We start from the raw sequence: 25201 nt of genomic DNA, 5'->3' as shown, positions 1-25201 counted from the left end.
AGTGAAACCTCTCAGGGCGTCCAGGTGACAAAATTTTCCAGCAGGCGCAGGCCAGCACGGGAGCTTTTTTCCGGGTGGAACTGTACGGCGAAAGTAGCGTCGCGACCAATCGCGACGTGAGCACTCACACTGCCGTACTGGGTAGTGCCGAATACTTGGGCATCGTCGGCGGCATTGACGTAATAGCTGTGCACGAAATAGAAGTGCTCATGATTATCGATGCCTGCCCAGAGCGGATGCTCGTGGTGCTGATCCACCAAGTTCCAGCCCATGTGCGGTACTTTTAGGCGCTGCTCTTGCGCGTCGCGCATGTTGGCCGGAAAGCGGTCCACGCTGCCCTGAAAAAAGCCCAAGCAGTCCACGCCGCCATTCTCTTCGCTGCGCTCCATCAGCATCTGCTGGCCCACGCAAATGCCCAGAAGCGGTTTGGCTTGGCGGGTCAACACGTCATCCACTAGGCCGCGCAGTTCGGTGCGTTCGAGTTCGCCAACGCAGTCACGAATCGCCCCTTGGCCGGGCAGCACTAGACGGGTCGCGCCCAGAATGCGGCGCGGGTCGCGGGTGATGATCACGTTTTCATGGGTGACGTGCTCGAGCGCCTTGGCCACCGAGTGTAGGTTGCCCATTCCATAATCGATTACCGCAATGGTCATGAAGCGCTCCTTGAGGTCGTAGGCGAGAAGGTCATGGTCTTGGGAGTCGCGGAGGAGATGCGTGCCGCCACGCTGCTAATCGCAACGCCCAACATTATAAGCTTCCTTTGGTAGACGGCATCTGGCCCGCCATGCGCGGATCTTCTGCAACGGCCATGCGTAGCGCGCGGCCAAAGGCTTTAAAAATGGTCTCGGCCTGGTGGTGAGCATTGAAGCCTTTCAGGTTGTCGATATGCAGCGTGACCCGGGCGTGATTGACGAAGCCCTGAAAGAACTCCCAAAACAGCTGCGTGTCCAGTCGGCCGATGGTATCGCGGGTGAACTCGACGTTCATGAATAAACCAGGGCGGCCAGAAAAGTCGATCACCACGCGAGACAGCGCTTCATCCAGCGGCACATACGCGTGGCCGTAACGGTAGATGCCGCGCTTGTCGCCGATGGCCTCGTTGAATGCTTGGCCGAGGGTGATGCCCAAGTCTTCGACGGTATGGTGGTCATCGATATGCAGGTCGCCTTTGGCATCGATATCGAGGTCCACCATGCCATGCCGAGCCACTTGGTCCAGCATGTGGTCCAAGAACGGAACGCCAGTGTTGCACTTCAAGCGGCCTTCGCCATCGAGGTTGACGCTGACCGTAATCTGCGTTTCGTTGGTGTCACGGCTTACCGTGGCAATACGCGCTGACATGTTGCATCTCCTGCGCCGTGGCGCACTCTGAGGAATAATCGGCGGGCGGCAACTGTGGCCAAAACAACCATTATAGAGAATCGGCGCCCCCATCCGCTACAATGCGGGGAATGTCGCCGCCGTTTGCGGCGCTAAATAGCAGCCTAGCTGCGTTGGCAACGAGGATTTCACCATGCCGGTGACACTGCAATATGTCGACCAGGCCCGTTGGGAAGCAGACGAGCAGGTACGCATCGATCTGGTGCGCATTTATGAAGATGCGCCTCAAGAGCGCATGCCCACCCCCACGGTTTTGCCCTTCATCGAACAGCACTTGAGCGGCCAGCACTTTTTTGCCTGTGCGCATTTCAACGACCGTTTATTAGGTGCGGTAGCCATACAGGAAGCCGATGACCGGGCATGGTGGCTCTCTGAACTGTGCGTGCGTAAAACCACGCGACGCCGCGGCGTCGGCTCTCGACTCATGGCGCTGCTGGGCGAGCAGGCCAAGCAAGACGGCCGCGTGCTGCGTATAGCCACGACGACGCTGCCGCTGGCGGACCGCGTCCTGCTATCGAAGCTTGGCTATCGGCCAATGGCCGATGAGTCGTCCGAGCCGGGCCTAACGGCGACCAGTGATTTTGTCGAGCTAGACCCACAAGGGAAAGGGTAAATGAAACAGCTATTACGCATTTTGCTGGCGGCAGTGGGTATTCTCGCCATGGTGGCCGTGGCCGCCGTGGTCTATGTCACCACCTTTTTAGACCCCGAAGACTTCAAGCCACGCCTGACGGCCGTGGTCGAAGAGCAAACCGGCCTCAATCTTGCCTTGGAAGGCCCCATCACTTGGTCGTTCTACCCGCGTATTGGGGTGAGCGTCGAGCAGGCCCGCGCTTGGCTGCCCGAGCAGTCTCAAGACGATACCGCCTTTGCCGCCATCAACCGTGCAGAAGTGAGCGTTGCCTTTGCGCCACTGCTTCGTGGCGAAATCGCTGTGGATGGCCTGACGTTGGATGGCATGCGCCTGAATTTAGAGAAAAACGCCGAGGGTGAGGCCAACTGGCAGCCGCTTTTGGAGCGTCTTTCCGAGCACAACAACGAAACCGCCGAAACCGTGCTGGCGCCTGCCAGCGCTGGCCCCAATGTCGATGCAGGCAACCTTTCAGTGGTGTTGAATATCGCCAGCGTCGACATCAAAGAGGCCGATATTCGCTACCGCGACGAGCAGAGCCAAGCGCTTTGGCGGATACAGCCGCTGAATATGTCGGGCACCAACGTCAACCCGGTGCGCTCGTTTCCGTTGAAAGCGATGTTTACGTTGACCAAGCACAACCGTCTGGATGCCGAAGTGCTAGAGCGAGGCCCGGACCTGTCCAGCGACGTCAACCTAGAAACACGCCTTCGGCTAGGCCTTGAAGAGGAGCAAATCGTTTTCGAAAATACCCAGCTCACCACCCAAACTCGGCGCAGTGCCGATAGCGAGCCGCAGCAGCTAGCCCTGAAAGCGGCTGAGATCGTTGCGCGTATGGGCGAGCGACAGCTCAGCATTCGCCAGGGAGTGTTGGAAACCGGCCTTCGGCATGCCGACAATTGGCAAGGGAGCTTGGCGCTTTCGTTGGCGTTTGGTTTCGATGGCGACTTCGCTGCGCAAACGGCCCAATTAAAGGATCTGCAATTGACCGGTCCTGATGGACTGCGAGTCAGTGGTCATCTCAATCTCGAGCAACTGCTCGATGCACCTCAATATAGCGGCCAGCTCACCGCCGCCCCATTCAACCTGCGTCCCTGGATTGCGCGTACCGGCGCATCGCTCGATACCGCCAGCGAAGCCGCACTGAGCGATGTTGCGCTGACCAGCCCCATCGAAGGGAGCCTGGAGCGAGTAGCGCTACCGCGCCTTTCGTTAGTCGTCGATGACAGCACCTTTACCGGTGACGTCAGCGCGGCGCTGGATGGTAATCAGCTCTCTTTTACTCTTGAAGGCGATGCACTTAACCTCGATCACTACCTGCCTGGGGCGGCCACCGCGCAGCAAGCCAGTCGTGGGTTACTGCGTAAAGCATTTGCTCAAAGTGAAGAAGCACTGTTGCCCCAAGAGTGGCTCAGAACCCTCACGCTGCAGGGCGATTTGAGTGTCGAGCAACTAGTGTTGGCCGGATTGACCTTCAGCAATACCCAATTGGCACTACGCGGTGAGAACGGTAGCCATCGCCTGACATCGTTCGAGTCCGACTTCTACGAAGGGGAGCTCAACGCCACCGGCCAGCTGGACGCCACTGGTAACGTATTGGAGTGGCAGCTCTCACCGAACGTCCGTAACGTGCAGGTCGCCCCGCTGATCGAAACCTTCAGCGAGGAAGAGGCTCCGCTGCGTGGCCGCTTCAACTTGGAAGGCGCGCTGACCACCCAAGGCAACCGCCGCGATGTGCTGGTGAGCAACCTCAACGGCGAGCTTGACGCCCGGCTGAACGACGGTGCCATTTTGCGCTCTAACGTCTCCCGTGAGATGTGTGAGCTGGTGGCGGAGCTAGAAGGGCGGGAGGTAGACCGCGAATGGCACCCCGATACCCGCTTCGAGCGTTTCGACGCCACTTTCCAAGTGCGTAATGGAGTCGTAGAGAGTGACGATCTGCTGGTTCGCCTACCGGGAATCGATGTGCAAGGGGAGGGGAGCTTCAACCTCAACAGCCTTGATTTCACTACGCAAGCCAATGCACGCTTAGTAGATACCGCCGATGCTGCTTGCCAAGTAAACCCACGGCTTCAACAGTTACCGTTACCGGTGCGCTGTGAAGGCCACGTTGGCGACGATAAAACCCAGTGGTGCCGCTTCGACCGGACCGCCTTTCAGGCCTCTGTGGTCGATCTGCTGCGTGGCGAAGCCGGCAGCCGGGTAGGAGAAGAGTTGGAAGAGCGGCTTGGTGAATCCCTCGACCGCATCGATGAGCGCCTTGGCGAAGGCGCAGGTCAAGAGCTGCGCGAAGGCATTCGTCGCCTCTTCAATTAACCGAAGCCTGCGTTGACGACGACCGCGTTGACGCACGATGCACCGTATGCGCCGGCCTTGGGCCGGCGCTGTCGTTCAAAGCGAGTGTTCAAAGGAAGCCCAATGGCCGAGATGCCCACGCCTTGCCTACCGGCGGAAGAGTTTCAACAACGGCTGCTCACCTGGTTCGACAAGCATGGCCGTCACGATCTGCCCTGGCAGTCACCCCGCAGCGCTTATCGCGTGTGGGTCTCCGAAATTATGCTGCAGCAAACACAGGTCGCAACGGTCATTCCTTACTTCGAGCGTTTCATGGCCCGCTTTCCCACGCTGGAAGCCCTGGCTACCGCGCCGCAAGATGACGTATTGCACCACTGGACGGGCCTGGGCTATTACGCTCGGGCCCGCAACCTGCACAAAGCGGCTCAGGTTGCCATGGAAACGAACGGGGGTGAGCTGCCCACCGCTAGCGTAGACGCGTTGATGGCGCTGCCCGGCATAGGCCGCTCCACCGCTGGCGCCATCATCGCTCAAAGCACCGGGCAGCAGGCGGCCATACTGGATGGCAACGTCAAACGCTCGCTCACGCGGCTACACGCCGTCACAGGCTGGCCCGGCAAGCCCTCGGTAGAACGCTCGCTGTGGGCGCTGGCCGACTACTTTACGCCCACCACGCGACTGGCGGATTACACCCAAGCAGTCATGGATTTCGGCGCGACGCTCTGTAAGCGCAGCAAGCCTGACTGCGTGATATGTCCATTCAATGACGTATGCCGCGCCTATGCCCAAGGGGAGCCGCAGCGCTATCCGGAATCTAAACCTAAGAAAACCACGCCTACCCGCGATACCATTATGCTGTTGCTGCGCGATCCCCAAGGCCGCGTTTGGCTAGAGCAGCGCCCACCCAGCGGCCTGTGGGGCGGGTTATGGAGCCTGCCGCAGTTTGAGCGCCACAGCGAACTCAACGACTGGCTGGAAGACAACACCGAAGCCCCCGAGCGTCAAGCCGCGCTGCCTAGCTTCACGCACGCTTTCAGCCACTTTAAGCTGTCGATTACGCTGCAGCCGGTGAACTGCCAGCGTATCAGCGGCGTGCGCGAAAACGGCGTATGGTATGACGTTCACCACCCGCCTGCGCTAGGCTTGGCGGCACCGGTCAAATCACTACTGAGCCAGCTAACGCCGTTTACCCTAGACCCTGCCCCCGGGCCTTAAACGATACGGACGATTGGCCGACACAGACACACTCTATAGGAGCACACCATGAGCAACACGGTTTTTTGCCGCAAGTACCAGCAAGAGCTACCCGCACTGCCTTTCCCGCCGCTGCCGGGTAAGCAGGGCCAGGAGATTCAGGCCACCGTATCGAAACAAGCCTGGGAAGAGTGGCAGGCGTTGCAAACCCGTCTGATCAATGAGAAGCACCTCAACATGCTGGAGCCGGAAGCACGCGCTTACCTTATGGAGCAGATGCAACGTTTCTTGGATAACGAAACCACCGACCAAGCGGAAGGGTACGTGCCGCCCAGCCAAGCATAAAAACAGCAACGCTGCGCTAAGCTACGGATGACGTGGCCTTTAATGCTTTTCGGCAAGCACCTGATGTGCCCTAAGCATGTGACTAGAAAGAAAGTTTCACAAAGGTGTTGACGAAAAGAGGAGCTTTTGGTTTAATACGCACCGTTGGCAAGGGCCAGATAGCTCAGTTGGTAGAGCAGGGGATTGAAAATCCCCGTGTCGGCGGTTCGATTCCGTCTCTGGCCACCACAACGTTGGGGTATCGCCAAGTGGTAAGGCACCGGTTTTTGGTATCGGCATTCCCAGGTTCGAATCCTGGTACCCCAGCCATTGCCAACAAGATTTCTTGTTGATTGGTTTGTCTAAGGGCAGCCCAGTCAAGTTCTCAAGAAAATGCGAAGCGCCGACATAGCTCAGTTGGTAGAGCAACTGACTTGTAATCAGTAGGTCCCGGGTTCGACTCCTGGTGTCGGCACCAAAGCATTAGAGAATATAAAAGGCCATCCAGTCGGATGGCCTTTTTCGTATGTGTGAGATAAACGAATAGCCGACTAATATCGCTTATTTTGGCATGACGTCTCATGCCCCTTTCTATACCCTTCGAGCCGCTCTAGAAAGCGTTTCAGGCTGTTCTGACTTTATCTCACTCTCCCCACCCCTCTCTGGTTACTATGTTGAATCGCTGCAAGAAGTCGATTTTAAGTTCATTAAAATTTATTGAATAGTTGAGAGTTGTATCGACTAGGCGCTCAATCGACTTCTAATGCCGGTAGCAATCTAATAGCTATGAAGAAAAGCCACTCAATCGAGCGGCCTGTTTATCAGCGTTTTCCTGAAGCGATAAAAGAACTTTCCGAAAGACGTGGCGTCACGCTCGCTTTACCAGCCGCGTCTCAATGGATAGCGAGCGCGTGTTTTCACTCGGCTGTTACGCAGTTCGAGAGCCGTTTGGTGTTGGTTTCTGTAGGGCGCAGCAAGGCGTGGAACAGGGCTAGCCCTGACGGATGGCTCGGCGCGAGCGGTGACGCTGGGTGGCGGAATAATGGTGAGGTTGTTGATATTGACTGTCTCTGAGGTGCCATCTGCGCAGGGGGCATCCTGGTAGGTGGTGTGCCCATTGCCATCGATACACTTATGTACTTCTGCTTGAGTAGAGAAAGGTATCCATACCAATAGCGCAGTCAACGCGAAAATCTTCATCGTCCGTGAACCCTAAGTGAATATAGGTAACATAATGTTGCCAGTAATGAGTAGAGAGATGTACCTTAAAAAACGAGAAAACACCCCGTTGCTTATGATGGAGATAGTAATAGCTTGGGTGAGTTGAGAAGGCAGGTGGGCGCCTACATGAAAAACTTTTTAAGTAATTGTTTTTTTCTATTTCACTAGTGTGTAGCAACGCGGCGTAGCTCTTCCGCGTCCATACTATCGCTAAGCTTTTTGTATTTTTTAATAAAGGTGTACTGCCCTGAGCCCTGCCAGTGGCTCCCCTTTATCATTGAAGAGCACTAAGCGTTCACCGTGGATCTTCCAATGCGTGGTTTGATAGAGCGCGCTCAGCATGGCTTTCTCGATGTGCATTAATGCAGCAGGGCAGGTCATTTTCGTAGTGACGATGGGGTGGAACGTGAGCTGCTGGCGGGTGTGCTGGTAGCGTCCGCTGAGCGTGTTGCAGCCGGTGGCGCCTGCCAAGCGAGCGCTGTTGTCGATGTGCAGCACTATATGTGCTTCGCGAACATTGTCTGCGGCCACCACGGGGTCGTCGTTTACGGTCAGTAGCTTCCAGTAGGTATTGATGAGCGATTCATCGGCTGCCATGGAGGCTTGCAAAGCCGCATGGTTTTGGCATCCGGTCAGCCAAAGGCCGAGCGTGGTGGCGAGGGCGAATCGTGAGCGCATGGGATGGCCGGTTCCTTGATGTCGGTATGCCCAGAAAGTGTGTTGTCAGTTTAGGAATTTAGTCAATCTTTTTATCTTTGGTTACGGGGAGATGGTTAAAAAGTTATTTGATGGAAATGGTTGGCTGTGATCATAAAGGTTAAACGTTGTCGTTTAAGCCGCCATTCGCTTGATAAGAGAGTGAGGTTGGCTAGTCTCAAATTACTCGAGTGACACACCGAGTGCGAGTCAATGAGTTGGTTTTGCCGAATTCATGAAAAGGAGATTTATCATGGCGAATAACCGCAACGATAATGGAATGAGTCGCGAAGAGGCAGGACAAAAGGGGGGTGAAACTACCTCCAAAACCCACGATAAAGAGTTTTATCAGGATATCGGCCAAAAGGGTGGCGAAGCCACCGCTGATAGCCATGGCAAAGAGTTTTACGAAGATATTGGCCAAAAAGGCGGTGAAAACAGCGGAGGCAACTTTGCCAATGATCCCAAGCGCGCTTCAGAAGCCGGTAAGAAAGGCGGTGAGAATAGCCACAGTGGTGGTGGTAACAACCGCTAACTAGGTAGCTGCCGCGTTCTCTTTACACGTTCAAGAGTGCCTTTTGCCTTTAGGTAAAAGGCACAAGGAGTCAAGGATGAATCATCCTGTGAACGATAAGAACTTCGATATGGTGAGCACGCTATATCATGCCTCTCAAGGCGTTCAGCTAAGCCAGCAGTTTTCTCAAGATGCCAAAGAAAAGTCGGATCAAGAGACGCAAGCGTTTTTTGATCGCGTCACGCAGCATTATGAGGACATTGCAGACGAAGCACGGAAGCTATTAAAGCAAACGCTTTAAATACGTTGCCAGGGAGTGCGCTCCCTGGCAATTCACGAAGGAGAGTAGCGCTATGTTCCACCACTCTGGAAAGTTGCAGTATCCCGTTAAAGTCGACACTCCGAACCCAGAATTTGCCATGCTGCTGCAGCAGGCTATTGGCGGTATTGAGGGTGAAATCCGAGTGGCCATGCAGTACTTCTTTCAAGCAATGGGGGCTCGTGGTGATGACCGTATCCGCGATATGTTGATGTCCACGGCCACCGAGGAGTTGTCCCATATCGAGATGTTGGGTCATGCAGTGGCGCTCAATTTGGAAGGGGCGCCGGTTTCCTATCAAGAGGCGACAGCTAAAGACCCGGTTATGAACGCCATTTTGGGCGGTGCCAATCCACGTCATCTGCTTTCATCGGGCTTGTCGGCGATGCCAGTGAATGCCAATGGCGTCCCTTTTGATATGAGCCACGTTTACGCCACGGGCAATATCGCTGCTGATATGCTGGCCAACGCTACGGCCGAAGCTGGCGGTCGTGTCTTGGCATCGCGTCTCTACAATTGGACCGATGATCACGGCATGAAGGATTTTCTATCCTTTTTGATTGCTCGTGACACCTACCATCAGCAGCAATGGCTCGCAGTCATCGAAGAGTTGGGCGGCTTCGAAAAACAGCTGCCAATCCCCAATGCCACGCCGGAAGATCATGAGGCGATGCAGCACTCTTATTACTACCTCAACACCTTGATGGACAAGGAGGCGCCGAAGGGTCGTTGGTCCGAAGGCCCCTCGTTGGATGGCCGGAGCCAGTACAGCGTACGTAATCAGCCCGCCCCCGAAGGCCAAGAGCCTAGTCTGGGGATTGCCAAGGAAAAGTCCGGGGCACAGAAGGAGCAAATCGACCCCAATAAATAAGGGAAAGTCCTACGCCGCGAATGAACAAGGAGAGAGCACACGATGGAAGCCAAGTATTTGGAAGATTGGTTACGCGATGCGCATGCTATGGAAAAGCAAGCGGAAGAGATGTTGAAAGCGCAGGCCAAGCGGATAGAGCACTACCCGGCGCTGAGCGCCCGCATCGATCAGCATTTGCACGAAACCGAGCATCAGGCAGAAAAGCTAGAGCGGGTAATGAACGAGCTGGGTATCGATACGTCCGCCGTCAAAGATATGGGCGGTAAGCTAACCGCTTTCGGCCAATCGCTAGGCGGTATGATGGCCGGGGACGAAGTGGTCAAAGGCGGGATTGCGAGCTACGCCTTCGAGTGTTTCGAAATTGCCAACTATAAGGCATTGATTGCCGCTGCAGAGCAGGCCAATCAGCCGGAGGTAGTGCGTGTATGCCGTGAGATCCTTGAAGAAGAACAGGCCATGGCCGATTGGTTGGACCAGCATCTGGACGATACCACGCGCACGTTCCTGGCGCGCGCGGATGACAACGACGTGCAGGCTAAAAAATAGCGCGAAGCAACGCTGTCAAGCCCAGTAGCTTACTTGCACGTCCAGTAGCTTACTTGGCAACGCCCTTTTCCCCGGTAGCCCTGACCGGGGTTTTTTATGCATGTATCCATGCACATTGAGCCAAGACCGCCCCTGCTAATAACGAAGGGCGGTCTGACGATCACTGGGAGCCTGACAGGTTACAGGTGGTCTCGAGGAATCTTGGACGACCAATTCTTGGAAAAGACACGATAGGCGTTTTCATAGGCATCTAGCTGGGCGTGAACCAAAAAGTGTGTGTCGGTGCAGGTAAGTACCGTGCGGGTATACACCTCGGTATCCCAGTCGCCGCGTTTGAAGTGGCTTTCGGTGAGGGTTTCGCCTTGGGCAGATGTGAAGTCATCGGTCACGGTACTGTAGTACTCCCGCGCGCTCCGGTGAATCTCGGTGCCCGTATCGTCGATGCGAAAACGTCCTTGGTCGTTGATGACTTCCAGCGTCGATCGTTTGGTGGCCAGGTCTCGGTGTAATAGCCAGTTATGTTGACTGGGATCAAGCGTGGTGGTGGCCAGCGGTGGCGCTGCTTCGGGAGCGGCAAAGGCAAAGGGCGTCTCTGCGTGAGACACCGTGCGTACGGGGAGATGCAATTGGCACTCTTTTAGTGTGATGTCGACCTGAGCAGGCGCAGGAGATAGCCACGCCAACGGCCAGTAAGTGGTCGAGATCGACAGGCGAAGCTGGTGTCCTTTAGGGAAGCGCTGAGCAATACCGTTCATGGCCAACTGTACTCGGTACTCTCTGCCGGGCACCAGCTCGCTCGGGTGCTCATCGCTCTCCCGGTGGGTCAGGTTGAGCAGCCCGTAGGTCACGCGGGTCGCCTTGCCATCGGGAGCCACGTCGGACAGGCGCGCGGCCAGCATGGCCTGGGGTTGATCGCAGGAAACCGTCAGTGACAATGTGGCGACGCCGAACATATCCAGCGCTTCCTCTAGCGGCTCGCTGCTGAACACTAACGATCCTCCGTCCTCTTCACGCTGGTCACCGGGAAGGTCTGGCGTGGCGGCATAGGAGCACCATTTTCCCGCCGACATCCCTACGCTAACAGGCGACTGTAAACCCAGTGTGGACGGCACGAGGTGTGCTGGCATCGGCTCGGTCGTCAGGCGGTTGGGCTGTAGGTAGTAGCGCTGCATGTGGAGGTTGGGGGAGGGCCATTGCGCTTCGCTCAGCCAGCGCCCAGGCCGCTCGGCGTAGCTATTATCCGGCGGTACACTGTCTTGTTGCCAGACACGCAACATGGGTTCTTCCATGATGCCGTTCTGTTTACCTTTCAACCAGTAGTCCCACCAGCGCAGCGCTTCCTGGAGGAACCCAATGGCCGGGCCGGGAATGCCTTGGTGAGGGTATTTATGCCCCCAGGGACCAATGAGCCCTTTCCGGGGTACTTCCAAATGCTCCATCAACCGCAAGACGGTGTTGGTAAATCCATCGGCCCAGCCGCCCACGGCGTAAACGGGGCACTGTATCGCCTCGTAATGTTCGCCCACCGAGCTGGTCGACCAGTAGGCGTCTCGACGCTGATGGCGCAGCCACTGATCGAGCCATAGCCCGCTGTGCTCCATGCGATCGAACCACATGGTTCGCCAGCGGTCGCCGACGATCTCTGGATCGGGAGGCAGTGCATTGAAGGCGAACATCACCGTCGCCTCGGAAAGGTTATCGCCCAACAGACAGCCACCCATGTAGTGCATGTTGTCGGCATAAAGGTCGTCGCTAGAACACAGGCTGATGATTGCCTTGAGGGCGGGCGGCTGTTTGGCCGCCACTTGCAGACTATTGAAACCACCCCAGGAGATACCCATCATACCGACGTTGCCATCGCACCACGGCTGTTCAGCCAACCAGGCGATAGCATCGACCGCGTCTTGCTGCTCTTGCTGAGTGTACTCGTCAGTAAGTACGCCGTCGGAGTCGCCGCTTCCGCGCATATCCACTCGCACACACACGTAGCCGTGGCCCGCCAGGTAAGGGTGGTTGCTGGCATCGCGGCCTCGCGTCACGTCGCGTTTGCGGTAGGGAATATACTCCATGATGGCAGGAAACGGTGTGGCGTCGGGCGTGTCGGGGAGCCATACCTTGGCGGCTAGCTGTTGTCCATCGCGCATGGGGATGAAGAGGTTTTCAATCTCGCGGATGGGGTAGGGAAAATCGCGAACGATTTCCATAGGGGCCTCCTTACGTATCGATGGGCTCGATATCGAAATTGAGAACATCCAGGCAGAACTGATAATTCTGCTCGATCTCCTCATGAGTGTTGCCAGTCACGTAAAGCGTGCCCAGGCGGTAACAGAAACTGTCCTGATGCATCAGATGGCTAAGCTGTTGGCCTGGCGCGACATCGATCACGACCTCTGTATGCGGCAGCCGTTTTCTCAGCGCGGCGATCTCTGCGTCACTGGGGATGCGCTTGACCACGCCATCTTGGTGGGCAAAGGGAATGAAGCATTTGGCGGCAATCGGGGCAACGCCCTGACGGTTCAGCAGCGATGGGCGTTGGCCGAGGGCGATATCCAGGGCGATTTCATGATTCGACATGCCATCGACCATGACGAAAATCTCGCTATGAGATTGCGAGATGCGCGTATTCACTTCGATTAACCATAGTTTTTCTCGTGCCTCGTCCCACATGAACTCGACGTTGAAACAACCGTTGTTATAGCCGATATGGGTAAGAAAGGTTTTGGCGGTTTCCACCATTTTATGGTGAACGTGCTCAGGAAGATTGCTGGGGTACTCCAAGCGATCGAACAGTGAAATGGAGTTCTTGGCTTTAGGTTGAGAGATGATGCCGTGAACATTGAACTCCCCGTTGAAGACAGAACCTTCAGGGGCACCTTGAACACCGCTGATGATCTCTTCAGCGATACAGGCATTGCCGTCTAAATGCGCTATCTCATCGGGTACGTTTACATAAGAAAGTGCTTCATTAAAAGCGTCACCGAGTTGGCGGATGCCCGCGCGAATCTCTTTGATAGCCTCTTCGAATTGAGCCGACGTTTCGATCTTGAAGCCTAGATGGGAAGAGAACGCTTTCACTGGCTTCAACCAAAACGGGTAGTCGAGCGTCACTTGGGAGAGCGGATCATCGGCGAAAGGATCGATCCCGCAAAACTTAGGTACCACCTCGGGCACGACTTTTTGCTGCTCTATGCGGCTCCAATACTTATGCTCACATTTTAAAACGCTCGTAATTGAGGGTGAGGGAATTTGGTACTGTTGGCATAAAATAGGCACGATCACACTCGTGGGAAAGTCCCATTGTGCAATAATCGCATCGACCGTGCCGGGATACGCATCTAGGTGCTCTTTGGCTAATGAAAGTAGATGATTAAAAGAGATTTTCTCTGCTTCCACGGCGCTCTTTACATCTAATACTCCATGTATATCTAAGTTCTTTTGCTCTCTTAGTGTTTGCATGGATTTTTTTTGCTTGTCTTCTAAAGCAATGACGAAAACGTGACGTTTCATGCGCTACTCCATTAGTCGGTAAGTGGGCGAACGATCCCTATTGCCCCGCACTGAGCGTATGAAAGACCTTTTTTATTTTCCAGGGTACGTAAGTTTTAAAGCTTAAAAATTAATGTATGTGGCACTTTTAATGAGTTATGTACGAGGGTGAATGTTTCAGCCGGTGTGTTTGTTTTTGATTTTGTTATGCTGCGGGGTGCGATAGGATTAATTGACTATTGTCGAATACGCGTAGTAGAGAAAATTTTAACAAATGTTAATAATCGGATGTTTTTTGACATTTGCTAGCATGGATTATAAAACCGTCTTGTTTAGTCATTTATATTTGTCTATATTTTTGTCGCGTTATCTTCCTTTCTATATATCGGCATTATAAATAATTCCTGGTGAGTATAGCTTTTGTCTAACTACAAAGGAGTGTAGAGATGGATAAGGTTACTGAAGAAGAGTATCAGCAAGTGGAAGATAGAAATCGCAAAAGTGTACATGGCGGCTTGAGTGGTGATAGTTCTTGTATAGGGTTGGGTGAGGTACTTGGCCTCTACGGTGAACTGGGGGGCGATGCCCGAGAGGCATTGGCGAACATTCGACAAAAACCCGTCGAGCTACGGCGTAACCAAAAAGTGTTTTCGCTATGCGAGGGTCGCGCCGACATTTTTGTGGTCAAGGAGGGGTGGGCGAGCCTTTCGCATGCGACCAGCACACGAGGGCAGGACATATGTAATGTCTTCATGCCGGGCGATATCATTGGCATGCGTGAAAGTTTTTTTGAAAGCCATGATATCGTGATTCTTTCTTTAACTAATTGCAAACTCGAAAAAGTATCGGTCGATGACTTGCACGAGTTGCTTAAAACCAATGAGGAAGTACGAAAGGCCATCACCTCTTATGTCATGGTCAATGACAATATTACGATCGAGCGATTAAGAAGCTGTACGCATCATCGCTCGGAAGAACGCGTGGCACACTTTCTTTTAGAAGTGTATGCTCGCTTTAATTTTAAAGGATTGCTAACAGGCAATGTGTTCTCGTTCCCTGTCACTCAAGATGTCGTGGGTGAACTGCTGGGAATGACGAGCGTGCATGTGAGCCGGTGTATGACAGCACTAGAGCAGAAAAAGCTAATCCGTAAAACACGTAGCAGTATCAAACTGTTGAAGCCCGAGGAAATGGCGCGAAATACCGGGTTCGATCGCGATTTTATTTATGGCCATTTATGCCTTGGTTAGCGTTTCCGAGAGCTAGAATAACCAGAGCGGCGCTTGTAAAGGCTTCTCTGGTTTTTTTAGGTCTATCGATCAGAGCGAAACAAGAGGTCACTATTATCAGGCGTTAAAGTTATAAGTTATATCGATAAATAATAAAGATTTTTCTTAAGGCGTTTTTTGCGATAGTCAGAGATGAGGGGGTGAATGTCATAACCCACGTTATGAAAGGAGCCATCCTAGGTTGCAAGCGCAGAAAGGTTAGCTACCCTATCTACTGCGCTGTGTTTCTAAATGAGACACGTTTTAACTGAAGTTTAATCATACAAGGAGTGGATTAGATGACAGTCAGCAATACACCGCTTAACCATGTGACCGCCCACAAACAGTATAGCGAGATGGCCGACGTGCCCACGGCGGGCAATGCTAGGGTGGTAGACGCTTATCCCACACGCTTGGCCCAAGCGCCTGCATCACTCACGCAACCCCGCCAGGATGGCGTCGTAAAAGGGCGTGCGCTACCGGGACCGCTGAGTGAGGCTCAGCTCGATGAGTTCGAACGCAAGGGATATTTGTTCATTCCCAATTTGATCGATGGCGAAGAGCTGGAGGCGCTGCGCCAAGAGATGAACGCCCTGCTGAGCAACGACGCCTATCGCGATAAGGCGTTCAGCATCACCGAGCCAGAAAGCCATGAGATTCGCTCACTGTTTGCCGTGCATCGCCTTTCTGAGCGATTAGGGGCGCTTGCCAGCGACGAGCGCGTGGCCGGTGCGGCTCGTCAGATCATCGGTGACGACCCCTACGTGCATCAGTCGCGTATCAACTACAAGCCGGGCTTTGCCGGTAAAGGCTTCAATTGGCACTCGGACTTCGAGACCTGGCACGCTGAAGATGGTATGCCTAACATGCACGCGGTCAGCGCCTCGCTGATTTTGACCGACAACCACGAGTTCAATGGCCCGCTGATGTTGATTCCGGGCTCGCATATGGAATTCGTGCCTTGCCTGGGAGAAACGCCGGAAGACAACCACAAGCGCTCGTTGAAAGCGCAGGAAGTGGGCGTGCCGAGCCCAGAGGCGTTGACACACTTGGTCGATAAATACGGCATCGATGCCCCTAAAGGGAAAGCTGGCGGGCTGCTGTTGTTCGATTGCAACACGCTGCATGCGTCCAACGCCAACCTCTCGCCGGATCCGCGCAGCAACGTGTTCTTCGTGTTCAATCGGCCCGATAACCGCTGCGTTGCCCCGTTTGCCGCGCCTAAACAGCGTCCTTCATTCTTGGCGCATGGGCCTGAGGAGAGCGGGTATCCCGAGGCATAAGCGATCCAGATACTCCTGCAATTCGGAAATACGCGGTCGATACTGTGGAACATGGGCATGGCTGGGGTAGACTAATGCGCCTGTCGTTGCGAATACGGCACGCATAACGAGAAGGAGAAGACCCGCCATGCGTTTTGTTCCACAGTTTACCGATGGTCAGGAGTTTCCCCACGCGCTGGGCAAGGTCATCTGTGTCGGCCGCAACTATGCCGACCATGCCAAAGAGTTGGATAACCCGGTTCCTAGCGAACCGCTTCTGTTCATCAAGCCCGCCACCAGCGTGGTAGATTTAACCAAACCGCTCGATCCGCCATTTTCACGTGGTGACGTACACTACGAAGTCGAGCTGGCGCTACTAGTAGGCGAACGTCTGACCCACGCCACTCAGGATGAAGCCGAGCGTGCCATTGCGGGCATTGGTTTGGCGATGGATCTGACGCTGCGCGATGTGCAAACCAAGCTGAAAGAGAAAGGCCACCCTTGGGAGATCGCCAAGGCGTTCGATGGTGCCTGCCCGCTATCGCCCTTTTTGCCACTGAGCCGCGTGCCTAACTGGAACGCGCTGGCCTTTACCCTGGAAATCGACGGGGAAGAACGCCAGCACGGCGAAGGGGCCGATATGATTTTTGCCATTCCCACGCTGGTGGCAGAAATGAGCCGCCATTTCACCCTTGAACCGGGCGATGTGATTTTGACCGGCACGCCTGCGGGCGTGGGCGAGCTGCCGCGTGGCGCATCGCTACGTCTGACGCTCACTGGCGGTTTGGAGATCACCACCAGCGTCGTCGAATAACGTCGTCTACCTGCTCGCTTGTAACGCAAAGGCCACCGAGTGTCTCGGTGGCCTTTCTTATACACATTGAACCAGAGGGGCTACTCCAGGTAGGTGTAGCCCTCGAGGCCTTCGGTCAGGCTAGCGGCAAAGTGCGCCTGCTCCTCCTGAGAGAAACCGCTCGTGACCAGCTGCTCGGTGAGCTTCTGTTTCAGTACGCGGGCATCGAAATTGACGTAAGCCAGTACGTTGGCCACTGTGTCGCCCGCCTGGGGGTTAGAGAGCACCCACTCGCCGTCAGCGCTGAGCGCCGCATCGACGGAGTCGGTGTCGCCGAACAAGTTATGTAGGTCTCCGAGAATCTCTTGGTACGCTCCTACTAGGAAGAAGCCCAGCCAGCGCTCGTCATCGTTGGCCCACTCGGGTAGCGGCAGAGTGCTTTCTACCCCTTGTCCATCCACGTAACTATCGATACGCCCATCGGAATCGCAGGTGATGTCCTGAATCACCGCACGGCGAGTCGGCGCTTTGTCCAAACCGGTGAGAGGCAGCACGGGGAAGATCTGCTCGATGCCCCATACGTCCGGCACCGACTGGAACAGCGAGAAGTTGACGAATAGCTTGTCGGCGAGCTTTTCGGCCAGCTCGTCCATGATCTCGCGGTGAGCGCGATTGCGCGTATCCAGCTTACCGCGCAGGCGCGTGCAGGCGGCCATGTAAAGGCGTTCGCCCTCGGCGCGGGCGTTGATGCTGCTCAGACCCAGAACGAAACGGTCGTGTAGCTCGCTGACTGCCTGCAACAGGTCGTGCCACGCCTCGACCAGCACCCGCGGTTCTTGGGTCTCGGCCAACTGGTCGAACACCCGCCACAGCTCTTCGACCTGCGGGTCCTGCTCTTGCGTTGCCCGCTCTGGCGGCGTGTCGTTGACACGCTCTTCGCCGATCACGTTGGTGATCAGCACTGCGTGGTGGGCGGTGAGTGAGCGGCCCGATTCGCTGATCAAGTGCGGCTGGGGCAGGTCAGCCTCCTGGCAGAGCTGGGAGAACGCGCTGACCACGTTGCGGGCGTACTCCTGCATGGAGTAGTTCGCCGAGCAGTAGCTGCGCGAGCGGGTGCCTTCGTAGTCGATGCCCAAGCCGCCACCGACGTCGACGGTGTCGATGGGCGCGCCCAGACTCATTAGATTCTGATAAAAGCGGGCGCATTCGCGCAGGCCGCGCTGAATGTCGCGAATGTTGGCGATCTGCGAGCCTAGATGGAAGTGCACGAGCTGCAGGCTCGCCAAGGCATCTTCGGCGCGCAGGGTGTCGACCACTTCCAAAATCTGGCTGGCGGTGAGACCGAACTTCGATTTCTCGCCGCCCGTGTTCTGCCACTTCCCTTTACCCACCGAGGACAGGCGTGCTCGCAGGCCAATGCGCGGCGTCACGTCCAGCTCGCGGGCCTCCTCGAGAATCAGCGCCAGCTCGGAGAGTTTCTCGACCACTAGGTACACTTTGTGGCCGAGCTTCTCGCCCAGCAGCGCCAGGCGCACGTACTCGCGGTCTTTATAACCATTGCACACGATCAGTGACGAGCCGCCATCCGACAGCGCCAACACTGCCAGCAGCTCCGGCTTGCTTCCGGCTTCCAGGCCGACGCGGCCGTTACCCCGCTCGGAGGTCGCCAAAATCTCCTCCACGACGCGGCGCTGCTGGTTCACTTTGATGGGATAAACGGCGGTATAGCCGCCTTGGTAGTCCACGTCCCGCATGGCGGCATCGAAGGCACCGCAGAGCTGCTCGACGCGGTCGTGGAGAATGTCGCTAAAGCGCACCAGTACCGGCAGGCGCAGCCCGGCGCTTTGCAGCTGGCGGACCAGCGCGCTGATGGGCAGCGCAGGGCCTTCCGCATCGCTGCCGAGTGGGCGCACCAGGGCCTGGCCGTGGTCGTCGACGTCGAAGTAACCGCTGCCCCACTGGTCCATGTTCCACGTGCGGCGGGCACGCACGGCGGGGCTACTGCTCGTTGCCATGTCACTCATGAAGATGCCTCTGGAATGGGAAGTGCGCCCCACGCGATGCGTGCCTTGAGAATCACGCGGAAGCGTTCGGGGTCATGGGGAGTCAAGTCGTGGGCCGGCGGGTCGACATACACCACCAGAAGCCGCGACAGCCAGTAGCGCAGAGCCGTCATCCGCAGCATGGTTGGCCACAGGGTGCGCTCGGTCTCGGTAAGCGGACGACGTGCTTGGTAGGCGCTCAAAATCGCATGGTAGCGCTCGGCATTCAGCGAGCCATCCTCATTGGAGGCCCAGTCGTTGATTACGATGGCGAGATCGAACAGCAGGTCGCCAGTGCAGCCGTTGTAGAAATCGATGATGCCGCCGAGGCTGTCGCCTTCGTACAGCGTATTGTCGCGGAACAGGTCGCCGTGCAGCGCCCCCTGGGGCAGCGCGCCGTGCTGATGGAACTCGCTCTCGACATCGTCGACTTCGTTTTTCATCAGCGTCTGATCGTCGGGGCTAATGTAGGTGAGCACCTTATGGTGGACCGCTCGCAGCCAGTGCAGGTCGCGGGGGTTGGGGCGGTGCCCAGGAAACCGTTGCGACACTTTATGCAGTTGACCAAGAGCAGTGCCCAGCGCATGACACTGCGCCAAGTTGGGGGCGCTGGGGTGTTTGCCCGGTAGGCGCGGGAACAGTAGCGCGGGCTTGCCCGCCAAACTATGTAGGGCAACGCCCTCACGGTCGTGAATGGTGCCCGGTACCGGCAGGCGGTGCTCGTCTAGGTAGTCGAGCAGTTCCACGAAAAACGGCAGCTCTTCGTGCTCGCCCTGTTCGAACAGGGTGAGGACCAGCTCGCGGCGGTCGGTGGTCACGAAAAACGTCGAATTCTCCGTGCCGCCGGCCACACCCTGAAGTGCGACAAAGCTGCCAACATCGAATTTTTCCAAAAACGCGGCGACCTGTGCGTCGCTAAGCGGGGTGAATACTGCCATGAGGATCTCGCCCAGGTTGCTAAGCCCATTATTGTAGCGGCTTGCCGCACGAGTTGGCAGCGTTGTGTGGCGATGCGCCTCGTGTTTTACGGCTCTTTTCTGCAGGCCCGGCGTTGAACGCGTATCATAGAGAGCAGACATCCTTACCGTTTTGCTGACTATGGAATTTGGTTATGGCCCGTGCCCCAATCGTGCTCGTCGATGGCTCTTCGTACCTCTACCGCGCGTTTCATGCGCTGCCGCCGCTAACGACCTCTAACGGTCAGCCGACCGGGGCCGTGAAGGGCGTACTGAACATGCTCAAACGGCTGATGAAAGACTACCCCGATAGCCCCATGGCGGTGGTGTTCGACGCGCCGGGTAAAACCTTCCGCGATGAGCTGTACAGCGATTACAAGGCCCATCGTCCGCCCATGCCGGACGACCTGCGCAGCCAAATCGAACCGCTGCACGCCTGTGTCAAAGCACTCGGCCTGCCGCTGCTGTGCATCGAAGGGGTCGAGGCGGATGACGTGATCGGCACATTGGCGCACCACGCCACTCAGGCTGGCCGCGACGCGGTGATCTCCACCGGCGATAAGGACATGGCCCAACTGGTGAACGGTCACATCACGCTGGTCAACACCATGAAAGAGGAAACCCTCGATGAAGCGGGCGTGGAGGAGAAGTTTGGCCTTCCTCCCGCACTGATCATCGACTTCCTCGCGCTGATGGGCGACAAGGTGGATAACATCCCCGGCGTGCCTGGGGTGGGCGAAAAAACCGCCATCGGTCTGCTGCAAGGTATGGGCGGCGGTTTGGACACGATTTATGGCGATTTAGAACGCGTGACCACCCTCGGTTTCCGTGGCGCGAAAACGTTACCCAAAAAACTGGAAGAGCATCGGGAGCAGGCCTTTCTCTCTTATCAGCTGGCCACCATCAAAACCGACTGCGACTTGCCCGTGGGATTGGATGATTTGGACATTGCCCACCCGGACCGCGAAGCGCTGGTCGAGCTGTACAAACAGATGGAGTTCAAACAGTGGCTCGCCGAGCTGCTGGAAGGTAACGACGAAGGCGTGGACGATGTGGCAGGCGGCGAGCCCGTCTCGGAAGCAGCCGACAGCGCGACGGAGACGGCGCCGACCGAGCGCCACGACCATGTGATTACCGAGCAGGCCGAGCTGGAGGCGTGGCTCGAACGGCTCAACGAAGCCGAACGCTTCTGCTTCGATCTGGAAACCACCAGCCTGAACTATATGGATGCCGATATCGTCGGCGTGGGGATTGCATTGAAGGCAGGCGAGGCCGCCTATATTCCGTTGGCTCATGATTATCTGGACGCCCCGGCCCAGCTGGACCGCCACACGGTTCTCCAGGCATTGAAGCCGCTACTGGAAGATCCTGCCAAGACCAAGATTGGCCAGAACCTGAAGTACGATATCTCCGTGCTCGCCAACGTGGACATTCATGTCGTGGGGCCGCTGGCGGACACCATGCTGGCCTCCTACGTGCTCAACTCCACCGCCACGCGTCACGATATGGACTCGCTGGCGTTGAAGTACCTGGGTGAGAAAACCATTTCCTTCGAAGAGATCGCAGGCAAAGGGGCCAAGCAGCTCACCTTCAACCAGATCGCCCTGGAGCAGGCGGCGCCTTACGCCTGCGAGGACGTCGACATCACCCTGCGCCTACAAGAGTCGTTGCGCCCGCAGGTCGAACGGGAAGGGCGTTTGGCCGAGGTGCTCGACCGCCTCGAACTGCCGCTGATCAACGTGCTGTCGCGCATTGAGCGCAATGGCGTTGCCCTCGATGCAGAGCGCCTTCACGAACAGAGTCAGCAGCTCGAACAGCGTATCCGTGAGTTAGAGAGCGACGCCTTCGAGCTGGCGGGCCGCGAGTTCAATCTGGGCTCGCCCAAGCAGTTAGGGCAGATTCTGTTCGACGAGCAGAAAATCCCGGTGATCAAGAAAACGCCCAAAGGCGCGCCCTCCACGGCGGAAGCGGTACTCGAAGAGCTGGCGCTGGACTACCCGCTGCCTAAAGTCATCATGCAGCACCGTGGGCTGGCCAAGCTGAAATCCACCTACACCGATAAGCTACCGCGCCTGCTCAACAAGACGACGGGGCGGGTTCACACCAGCTATCACCAGGCGGTCACGGCGACCGGGCGGCTGTCGTCGTCGGACCCCAACCTGCAGAACATTCCCATCCGCACCGAGGAGGGGCGCAAGATTCGCCAGGCGTTCGTGGCGCGCCCTGGCTACCGCATCGTCGCAGCGGACTACTCGCAGATCGAGCTGCGCATCATGGCGCATCTATCTGAAGACAAAGGGCTGCTAGAGGCGTTTGCCGAAGGGCGCGATATCCACACCGCGACGGCGGCGGAAGTCTTCGGCACCTCGCTGGACAAGGTCTCCGCCGACCAGCGGCGTAGTGCGAAAGCCATCAACTTTGGCTTGATCTACGGCATGAGTGCCTGGGGGCTCTCTCGCCAGCTGCACATTGACCGTAACCAGGCGCAAACCTACATCGACCGTTACTTCGACCGCTACCCCGGTGTGGCCCGCTATATGGACCGTATTCGTACCCAGGCGGCGGAAGATGGCTTCGTCGAAACCGTGATGGGACGGCGGCTTTACCTGCCAGAGATCCACTCACAAAACCGCAGCCGACGACAAGGCGCCGAGCGTACGGCGATCAACGCGCCCATGCAGGGCACGGCGGCGGATATCATCAAGCAGGCGATGATCGACGTAGATACGTTGCTAGCGGAGGGAGAGTTCGATGCACTGATGGTCATGCAGGTACACGATGAACTGGTGTTCGAAGTGGCCGAGGCCCAAGTAGATCGCTTTATCGAGCAGGTGCAGGCGCGCATGCAGGCGGCGGCATCGCTCAACGTCCCGCTGATTGTAGAAGCGCAAAGCGGCGCGAATTGGGATGAAGCTCACTAACGAACGAGAGAGCACTCGCCAATAACACACAACCCCCACAGCGGTCGCTGTGGGGGTTGTGTTGAGTGCGTTACTTAAGCACCGGCTTCAAAAGCGTGTGCCCAGGCCGCGCTTAACGCCAGCTAACGCGGTCGAAGATACGTACCGCTTCCGGGTTGTTCTCACCCAGGATGCTGATGTTGATGTCGTCTTTGGCGAAATCGCCCCAAGACTCCAGCACCGGGTTTTTCTTCACGCCCTCGACCACCGGGAACTCGTAGTTACGCTCGGCCAGCACTTCCTGCGCTTCGTCGGAGGCCAGGAACTCCAGGAAGCGAATACCGTTTTCTGGGTTTTGAGCGTTGGCAACCAAGCCTGCACCGCCCACGTTCACGTGGGTGCCACGGTCATCCTGGTTGGGGAAGATCACGCCTACTTTGCGTGCGGCTTCACGCTCGGCGGCATCGTCAGAGTGCAGCAGACGCACGTAGTAGTAGTGGTTGGCGACGGCGAGGTTACACTCACCGCTGGCAACGCCGAGAATCTGATCCGTGTCACCGCCTTCTGGGTCGCGAGCCATGTTATTCACGACGCCCTGGGCCCACTCTTGCGCGCCCTCTTCGCCGTGGTGCTCGATCATCGACGCCAGCAGAGACTGGTTGTAAATGTTATTGGACGAGCGAATGCACACTTGGCCTTCGAACTGTGGATCGGCCAGGTCTTCGTACGTGGCGATCTGGCTCGGGTCGAAGTTTTCGCGGTTGTAGAAAATGACCCGCGCACGCTGGCTAAAGCCAAACCACATGCCTTCCGGATGACGCATGGAGGCCGGCAGGCGCTCGTTGAGTACCTCGGATTCGACGCTCTGGAACAGGCCATCTTGCTCGGCACGCCACAGGTTGCCCGCATCGACGGTCAACATGACGTCAGCAGGACTGGCCACGCCCTCACGCTGCATACGCTCCATTAGCTGGTTGGCGTCGCCTTCCAGCACGTTGACTTCAATACCCGTTTCGTCGGTGAACGCTTGGTAGAGAATTTCATCAGAGTCGTAATGACGAGCAGAGTAGATGTTGACTTCGTTAGCGAGTGCGCTGCTGGCAAACGCGGAGCCGGCCATGATGGCGGCAACGGAAGCCGAGAGACGTGCCTTTTTCATAAATAGCATCCTGAATGTTTATGATAATAAGTTGCATTAGCGCCGTAGGCTATTGAAACGTCTTGTTCGACACACGTCAAGTGAAATGGTAATGACACGCATCCCTTTTTATGTCAGGCGGGTCCGCGCAAGACGTGCATCTCTCGTTGATAGAAAATAGAATGCAAATACCTTTCAACCGTGTTTGCAATATCCATATGCTCAGCGCTATGTTGCGAACAACTCATGGGTGAACGAATGACGGCAACAGTGTCCCTTTCTGAGGTGGCTGCGCCCGCATCGGCGCTATCGCTGCGCGGTGTGCAGCATACGTTTGCAGCCAATCACGTCGTTAAGGGCATCGATCTCGATATCGCCCAGGGCGAGGTGGTCTGTTTGCTTGGCCCGTCTGGCTGCGGTAAAACCACGCTACTGCGCATCGCCGCAGGGCTCGAAGTGGTTCAAGAGGGCACCGTCAGTCTAGAAGGGCAGGCCATCGCTGCTCCCGGTAGACGTCATGTGCCGCCGGAGAAGCGCAATGTCGGGCTGGCGTTTCAAGACTCTGCCCTTTTTCCGCACTTGAGCGTGCTGGAAAACGTCACTTTTGGTTTGAAGCATCTGCCCTCTGGCCAGCGCCGCGCCCGAGCGCTGGAGCTATTGGCACAGCTGGGCATGGCCGATTACGCCGAGACTTACCCCCATATGCTCTCGGGTGGCCAGCAGCAGCGGGTGGCGCTGGCTCGCGCCCTGGCGCCCACCCCAAAATTGATGTTATTGGATGAGCCCTTCTCTAGCCTGGATGCCCGGCTACGTGATCGGATTCGCGACGATACGCTGCACGTGTTGAAAAAGCTGGGGTCTGCGACGCTGCTGGTTACCCACGACCCGGAAGAGGCGATGTTCATGGCCGACCGCATCGCCCTGATGCGCGATGGTAGGATCGTGCAGACGGGCACGCCGCGGGAGCTGTACTGCGCCCCGGTCGACCCGTTCGTCGTGACGTTTTTCGGTGAAGTCAACGAGCTCGAGGGCGTGGTAAAAGGCGGTGTCGTGCAAACGCCGGTGGGGCCCGTGGACGCAAGCTGGCTGCCCGAAGGCAGTGCCGCGCAGGTGATGATTCGCCCTGAGGCGCTGCGCATCAAAGAGCGCGATCTGCCGGCCGACGCTCATAGCCACAGCCATGTGGTGATGGCAAAGCTGCTCGGCCGCACGAGTTTGATTCACCTCTGCGCCCACGGCGCAAAGGGCCAGGAGGCACACCTCCACGCCCGTGTGCCGGGTGTTTTCCTCCCCCAAGAGGGACAGCCGATCGATATCGACCTCGACCACTCCCAGGTGTTTATCTTTCCGCGTTAAGCGCCTTGT

At 56.7% G+C, this 25201-nt stretch carries 22 protein-coding genes and 3 tRNA genes; 16 read left to right on the top strand and 9 right to left on the bottom strand.

Annotated elements, in window-relative coordinates; translation table 11 throughout:
• Positions 1-11: 11 nt before the first annotated feature.
• The gene (gene hisH, locus MHM85_RS12485; protein WP_139526272.1) at positions 12-653 is read right to left on the bottom strand and encodes an imidazole glycerol phosphate synthase subunit HisH; all 642 of its coding nucleotides are present in this window, start codon (positions 651-653) and stop codon (positions 12-14) included.
• Positions 654-747: 94 nt separating this feature from the next.
• Entirely contained in the window at positions 748-1341 is a 594-nt protein-coding gene (gene hisB / locus MHM85_RS12480; protein ID WP_139526273.1) for an imidazoleglycerol-phosphate dehydratase HisB, read from the bottom strand.
• A gap of 172 nt (positions 1342-1513) precedes the next feature.
• Here hisB and MHM85_RS12475 point away from each other — a divergent pair, with 172 nt between their 5' ends.
• The 7 genes from MHM85_RS12475 (at position 1514) to MHM85_RS12445 (ending at position 6302) form a co-directional block, all read left to right on the top strand.
• Positions 1514-1993 (top strand): acetyl-CoA sensor PanZ family protein, encoded by a 480-nt coding sequence (locus tag MHM85_RS12475; RefSeq protein WP_139526274.1) that lies wholly within the window; start codon positions 1514-1516, stop codon positions 1991-1993.
• Positions 1994-4327 carry an AsmA family protein gene (locus MHM85_RS12470; protein ID WP_219861790.1) on the top strand — a complete coding sequence of 778 codons (2334 nt, stop codon included), beginning with the start codon at positions 1994-1996 and terminating at the stop codon, positions 4325-4327.
• Positions 4328-4429: 102 nt separating this feature from the next.
• Positions 4430-5521, top strand: a complete 1092-nt coding sequence (mutY, locus tag MHM85_RS12465; RefSeq protein WP_239286085.1) for an A/G-specific adenine glycosylase — start codon at positions 4430-4432, stop codon at positions 5519-5521.
• 48 nt (positions 5522-5569) lie between these two features.
• Complete coding sequence (locus MHM85_RS12460) at positions 5570-5845, top strand: oxidative damage protection protein (protein ID WP_139526277.1); 276 nt, start codon at positions 5570-5572, stop codon at positions 5843-5845.
• A 152-nt stretch (positions 5846-5997) separates the two neighbouring features.
• Positions 5998-6073, top strand: a tRNA-Phe gene (locus MHM85_RS12455).
• Positions 6074-6079: 6 nt separating this feature from the next.
• Positions 6080-6154: transfer RNA gene (locus MHM85_RS12450), tRNA-Gln, on the top strand.
• A 72-nt stretch (positions 6155-6226) separates the two neighbouring features.
• Positions 6227-6302, top strand: a tRNA-Thr gene (locus MHM85_RS12445).
• A 401-nt stretch (positions 6303-6703) separates the two neighbouring features.
• On the opposite strand, the gene MHM85_RS12440 is transcribed toward MHM85_RS12445, so the two are convergent.
• Together MHM85_RS12440 and MHM85_RS12435 are read right to left on the bottom strand one after the other, a co-directional pair.
• The gene (locus MHM85_RS12440) at positions 6704-7024 is read right to left on the bottom strand and encodes a DUF4124 domain-containing protein (protein WP_153844177.1); all 321 of its coding nucleotides are present in this window, start codon (positions 7022-7024) and stop codon (positions 6704-6706) included.
• Between the two features lie 249 nt (positions 7025-7273).
• Entirely contained in the window at positions 7274-7723 is a 450-nt protein-coding gene (locus MHM85_RS12435; RefSeq protein ID WP_239286087.1) for an META domain-containing protein, read from the bottom strand.
• 271 nt (positions 7724-7994) lie between these two features.
• On the opposite strand from MHM85_RS12435, the gene MHM85_RS18505 reads away from it, so the two are divergent.
• From MHM85_RS18505 to MHM85_RS12410, 4 genes are all read left to right on the top strand, one after another.
• Positions 7995-8276, top strand: coding sequence for a general stress protein (locus MHM85_RS18505; protein ID WP_139526280.1), 282 nt, complete (start codon positions 7995-7997; stop codon positions 8274-8276).
• A 76-nt stretch (positions 8277-8352) separates the two neighbouring features.
• Positions 8353-8556 carry a hypothetical protein gene (locus MHM85_RS12420; RefSeq protein ID WP_139526281.1) on the top strand — a complete coding sequence of 68 codons (204 nt, stop codon included), beginning with the start codon at positions 8353-8355 and terminating at the stop codon, positions 8554-8556.
• Between the two features lie 52 nt (positions 8557-8608).
• Positions 8609-9445, top strand: a complete 837-nt coding sequence (locus MHM85_RS12415) for a manganese catalase family protein (protein WP_239286089.1) — start codon at positions 8609-8611, stop codon at positions 9443-9445.
• Between the two features lie 42 nt (positions 9446-9487).
• Positions 9488-9991 (top strand): DUF892 family protein, encoded by a 504-nt coding sequence (locus MHM85_RS12410; RefSeq protein ID WP_139526283.1) that lies wholly within the window; start codon positions 9488-9490, stop codon positions 9989-9991.
• Positions 9992-10170: 179 nt separating this feature from the next.
• Here the strand turns inward: MHM85_RS12410 and MHM85_RS12405 are convergent, their stop codons facing one another.
• Complete coding sequence (locus MHM85_RS12405; protein ID WP_239286091.1) at positions 10171-12195, bottom strand: CocE/NonD family hydrolase; 2025 nt, start codon at positions 12193-12195, stop codon at positions 10171-10173.
• A gap of 10 nt (positions 12196-12205) precedes the next feature.
• Positions 12206-13498 carry an ATP-grasp domain-containing protein gene (locus MHM85_RS12400; protein ID WP_239286093.1) on the bottom strand — a complete coding sequence of 431 codons (1293 nt, stop codon included), beginning with the start codon at positions 13496-13498 and terminating at the stop codon, positions 12206-12208.
• Positions 13499-13923: 425 nt separating this feature from the next.
• On the opposite strand from MHM85_RS12400, the gene MHM85_RS12395 reads away from it, so the two are divergent.
• From MHM85_RS12395 to MHM85_RS12385, 3 genes are all read left to right on the top strand, one after another.
• Complete coding sequence (locus MHM85_RS12395; protein ID WP_153842469.1) at positions 13924-14727, top strand: Crp/Fnr family transcriptional regulator; 804 nt, start codon at positions 13924-13926, stop codon at positions 14725-14727.
• Positions 14728-15044: 317 nt separating this feature from the next.
• Complete coding sequence (gene thpD, locus MHM85_RS12390) at positions 15045-16028, top strand: ectoine hydroxylase (protein WP_239286095.1); 984 nt, start codon at positions 15045-15047, stop codon at positions 16026-16028.
• Between the two features lie 127 nt (positions 16029-16155).
• On the top strand, positions 16156-16821 hold the full coding sequence (locus tag MHM85_RS12385; protein WP_139526288.1) for a fumarylacetoacetate hydrolase family protein: 666 nt from the start codon (positions 16156-16158) through the stop codon (positions 16819-16821).
• A gap of 80 nt (positions 16822-16901) precedes the next feature.
• Here MHM85_RS12385 and speA read toward each other — a convergent pair whose 3' ends face one another.
• Entirely contained in the window at positions 16902-18824 is a 1923-nt protein-coding gene (gene speA / locus MHM85_RS12380; protein ID WP_239286097.1) for a biosynthetic arginine decarboxylase, read from the bottom strand.
• Entirely contained in the window at positions 18821-19780 is a 960-nt protein-coding gene (locus tag MHM85_RS12375) for a homoserine kinase (protein ID WP_153842471.1), read from the bottom strand. The genes speA and MHM85_RS12375 overlap by 4 nt, the downstream gene beginning before the upstream one ends.
• Before the next feature lie 173 nt (positions 19781-19953).
• Between MHM85_RS12375 and polA the strand changes: the two genes are divergently transcribed.
• Complete coding sequence (gene polA / locus MHM85_RS12370) at positions 19954-22719, top strand: DNA polymerase I (protein ID WP_239286099.1); 2766 nt, start codon at positions 19954-19956, stop codon at positions 22717-22719.
• Positions 22720-22831: 112 nt separating this feature from the next.
• Here polA and MHM85_RS12365 read toward each other — a convergent pair whose 3' ends face one another.
• The gene (locus MHM85_RS12365) at positions 22832-23857 is read right to left on the bottom strand and encodes a Fe(3+) ABC transporter substrate-binding protein (protein ID WP_139526292.1); all 1026 of its coding nucleotides are present in this window, start codon (positions 23855-23857) and stop codon (positions 22832-22834) included.
• 237 nt (positions 23858-24094) lie between these two features.
• Here MHM85_RS12365 and MHM85_RS12360 point away from each other — a divergent pair, with 237 nt between their 5' ends.
• Complete coding sequence (locus MHM85_RS12360; RefSeq protein WP_139526293.1) at positions 24095-25192, top strand: ABC transporter ATP-binding protein; 1098 nt, start codon at positions 24095-24097, stop codon at positions 25190-25192.
• Positions 25193-25201 lie beyond the last annotated feature (9 nt).

This window comes from Halomonas sp. McD50-4 (assembly GCF_022348135.1).
Lineage (GTDB): Bacteria > Pseudomonadota > Gammaproteobacteria > Pseudomonadales > Halomonadaceae > Vreelandella > Vreelandella piezotolerans.
The sequence above is the reverse complement of the archived record's forward strand: the minus strand, read 5'-3'. Positions and strand labels throughout refer to the sequence as shown.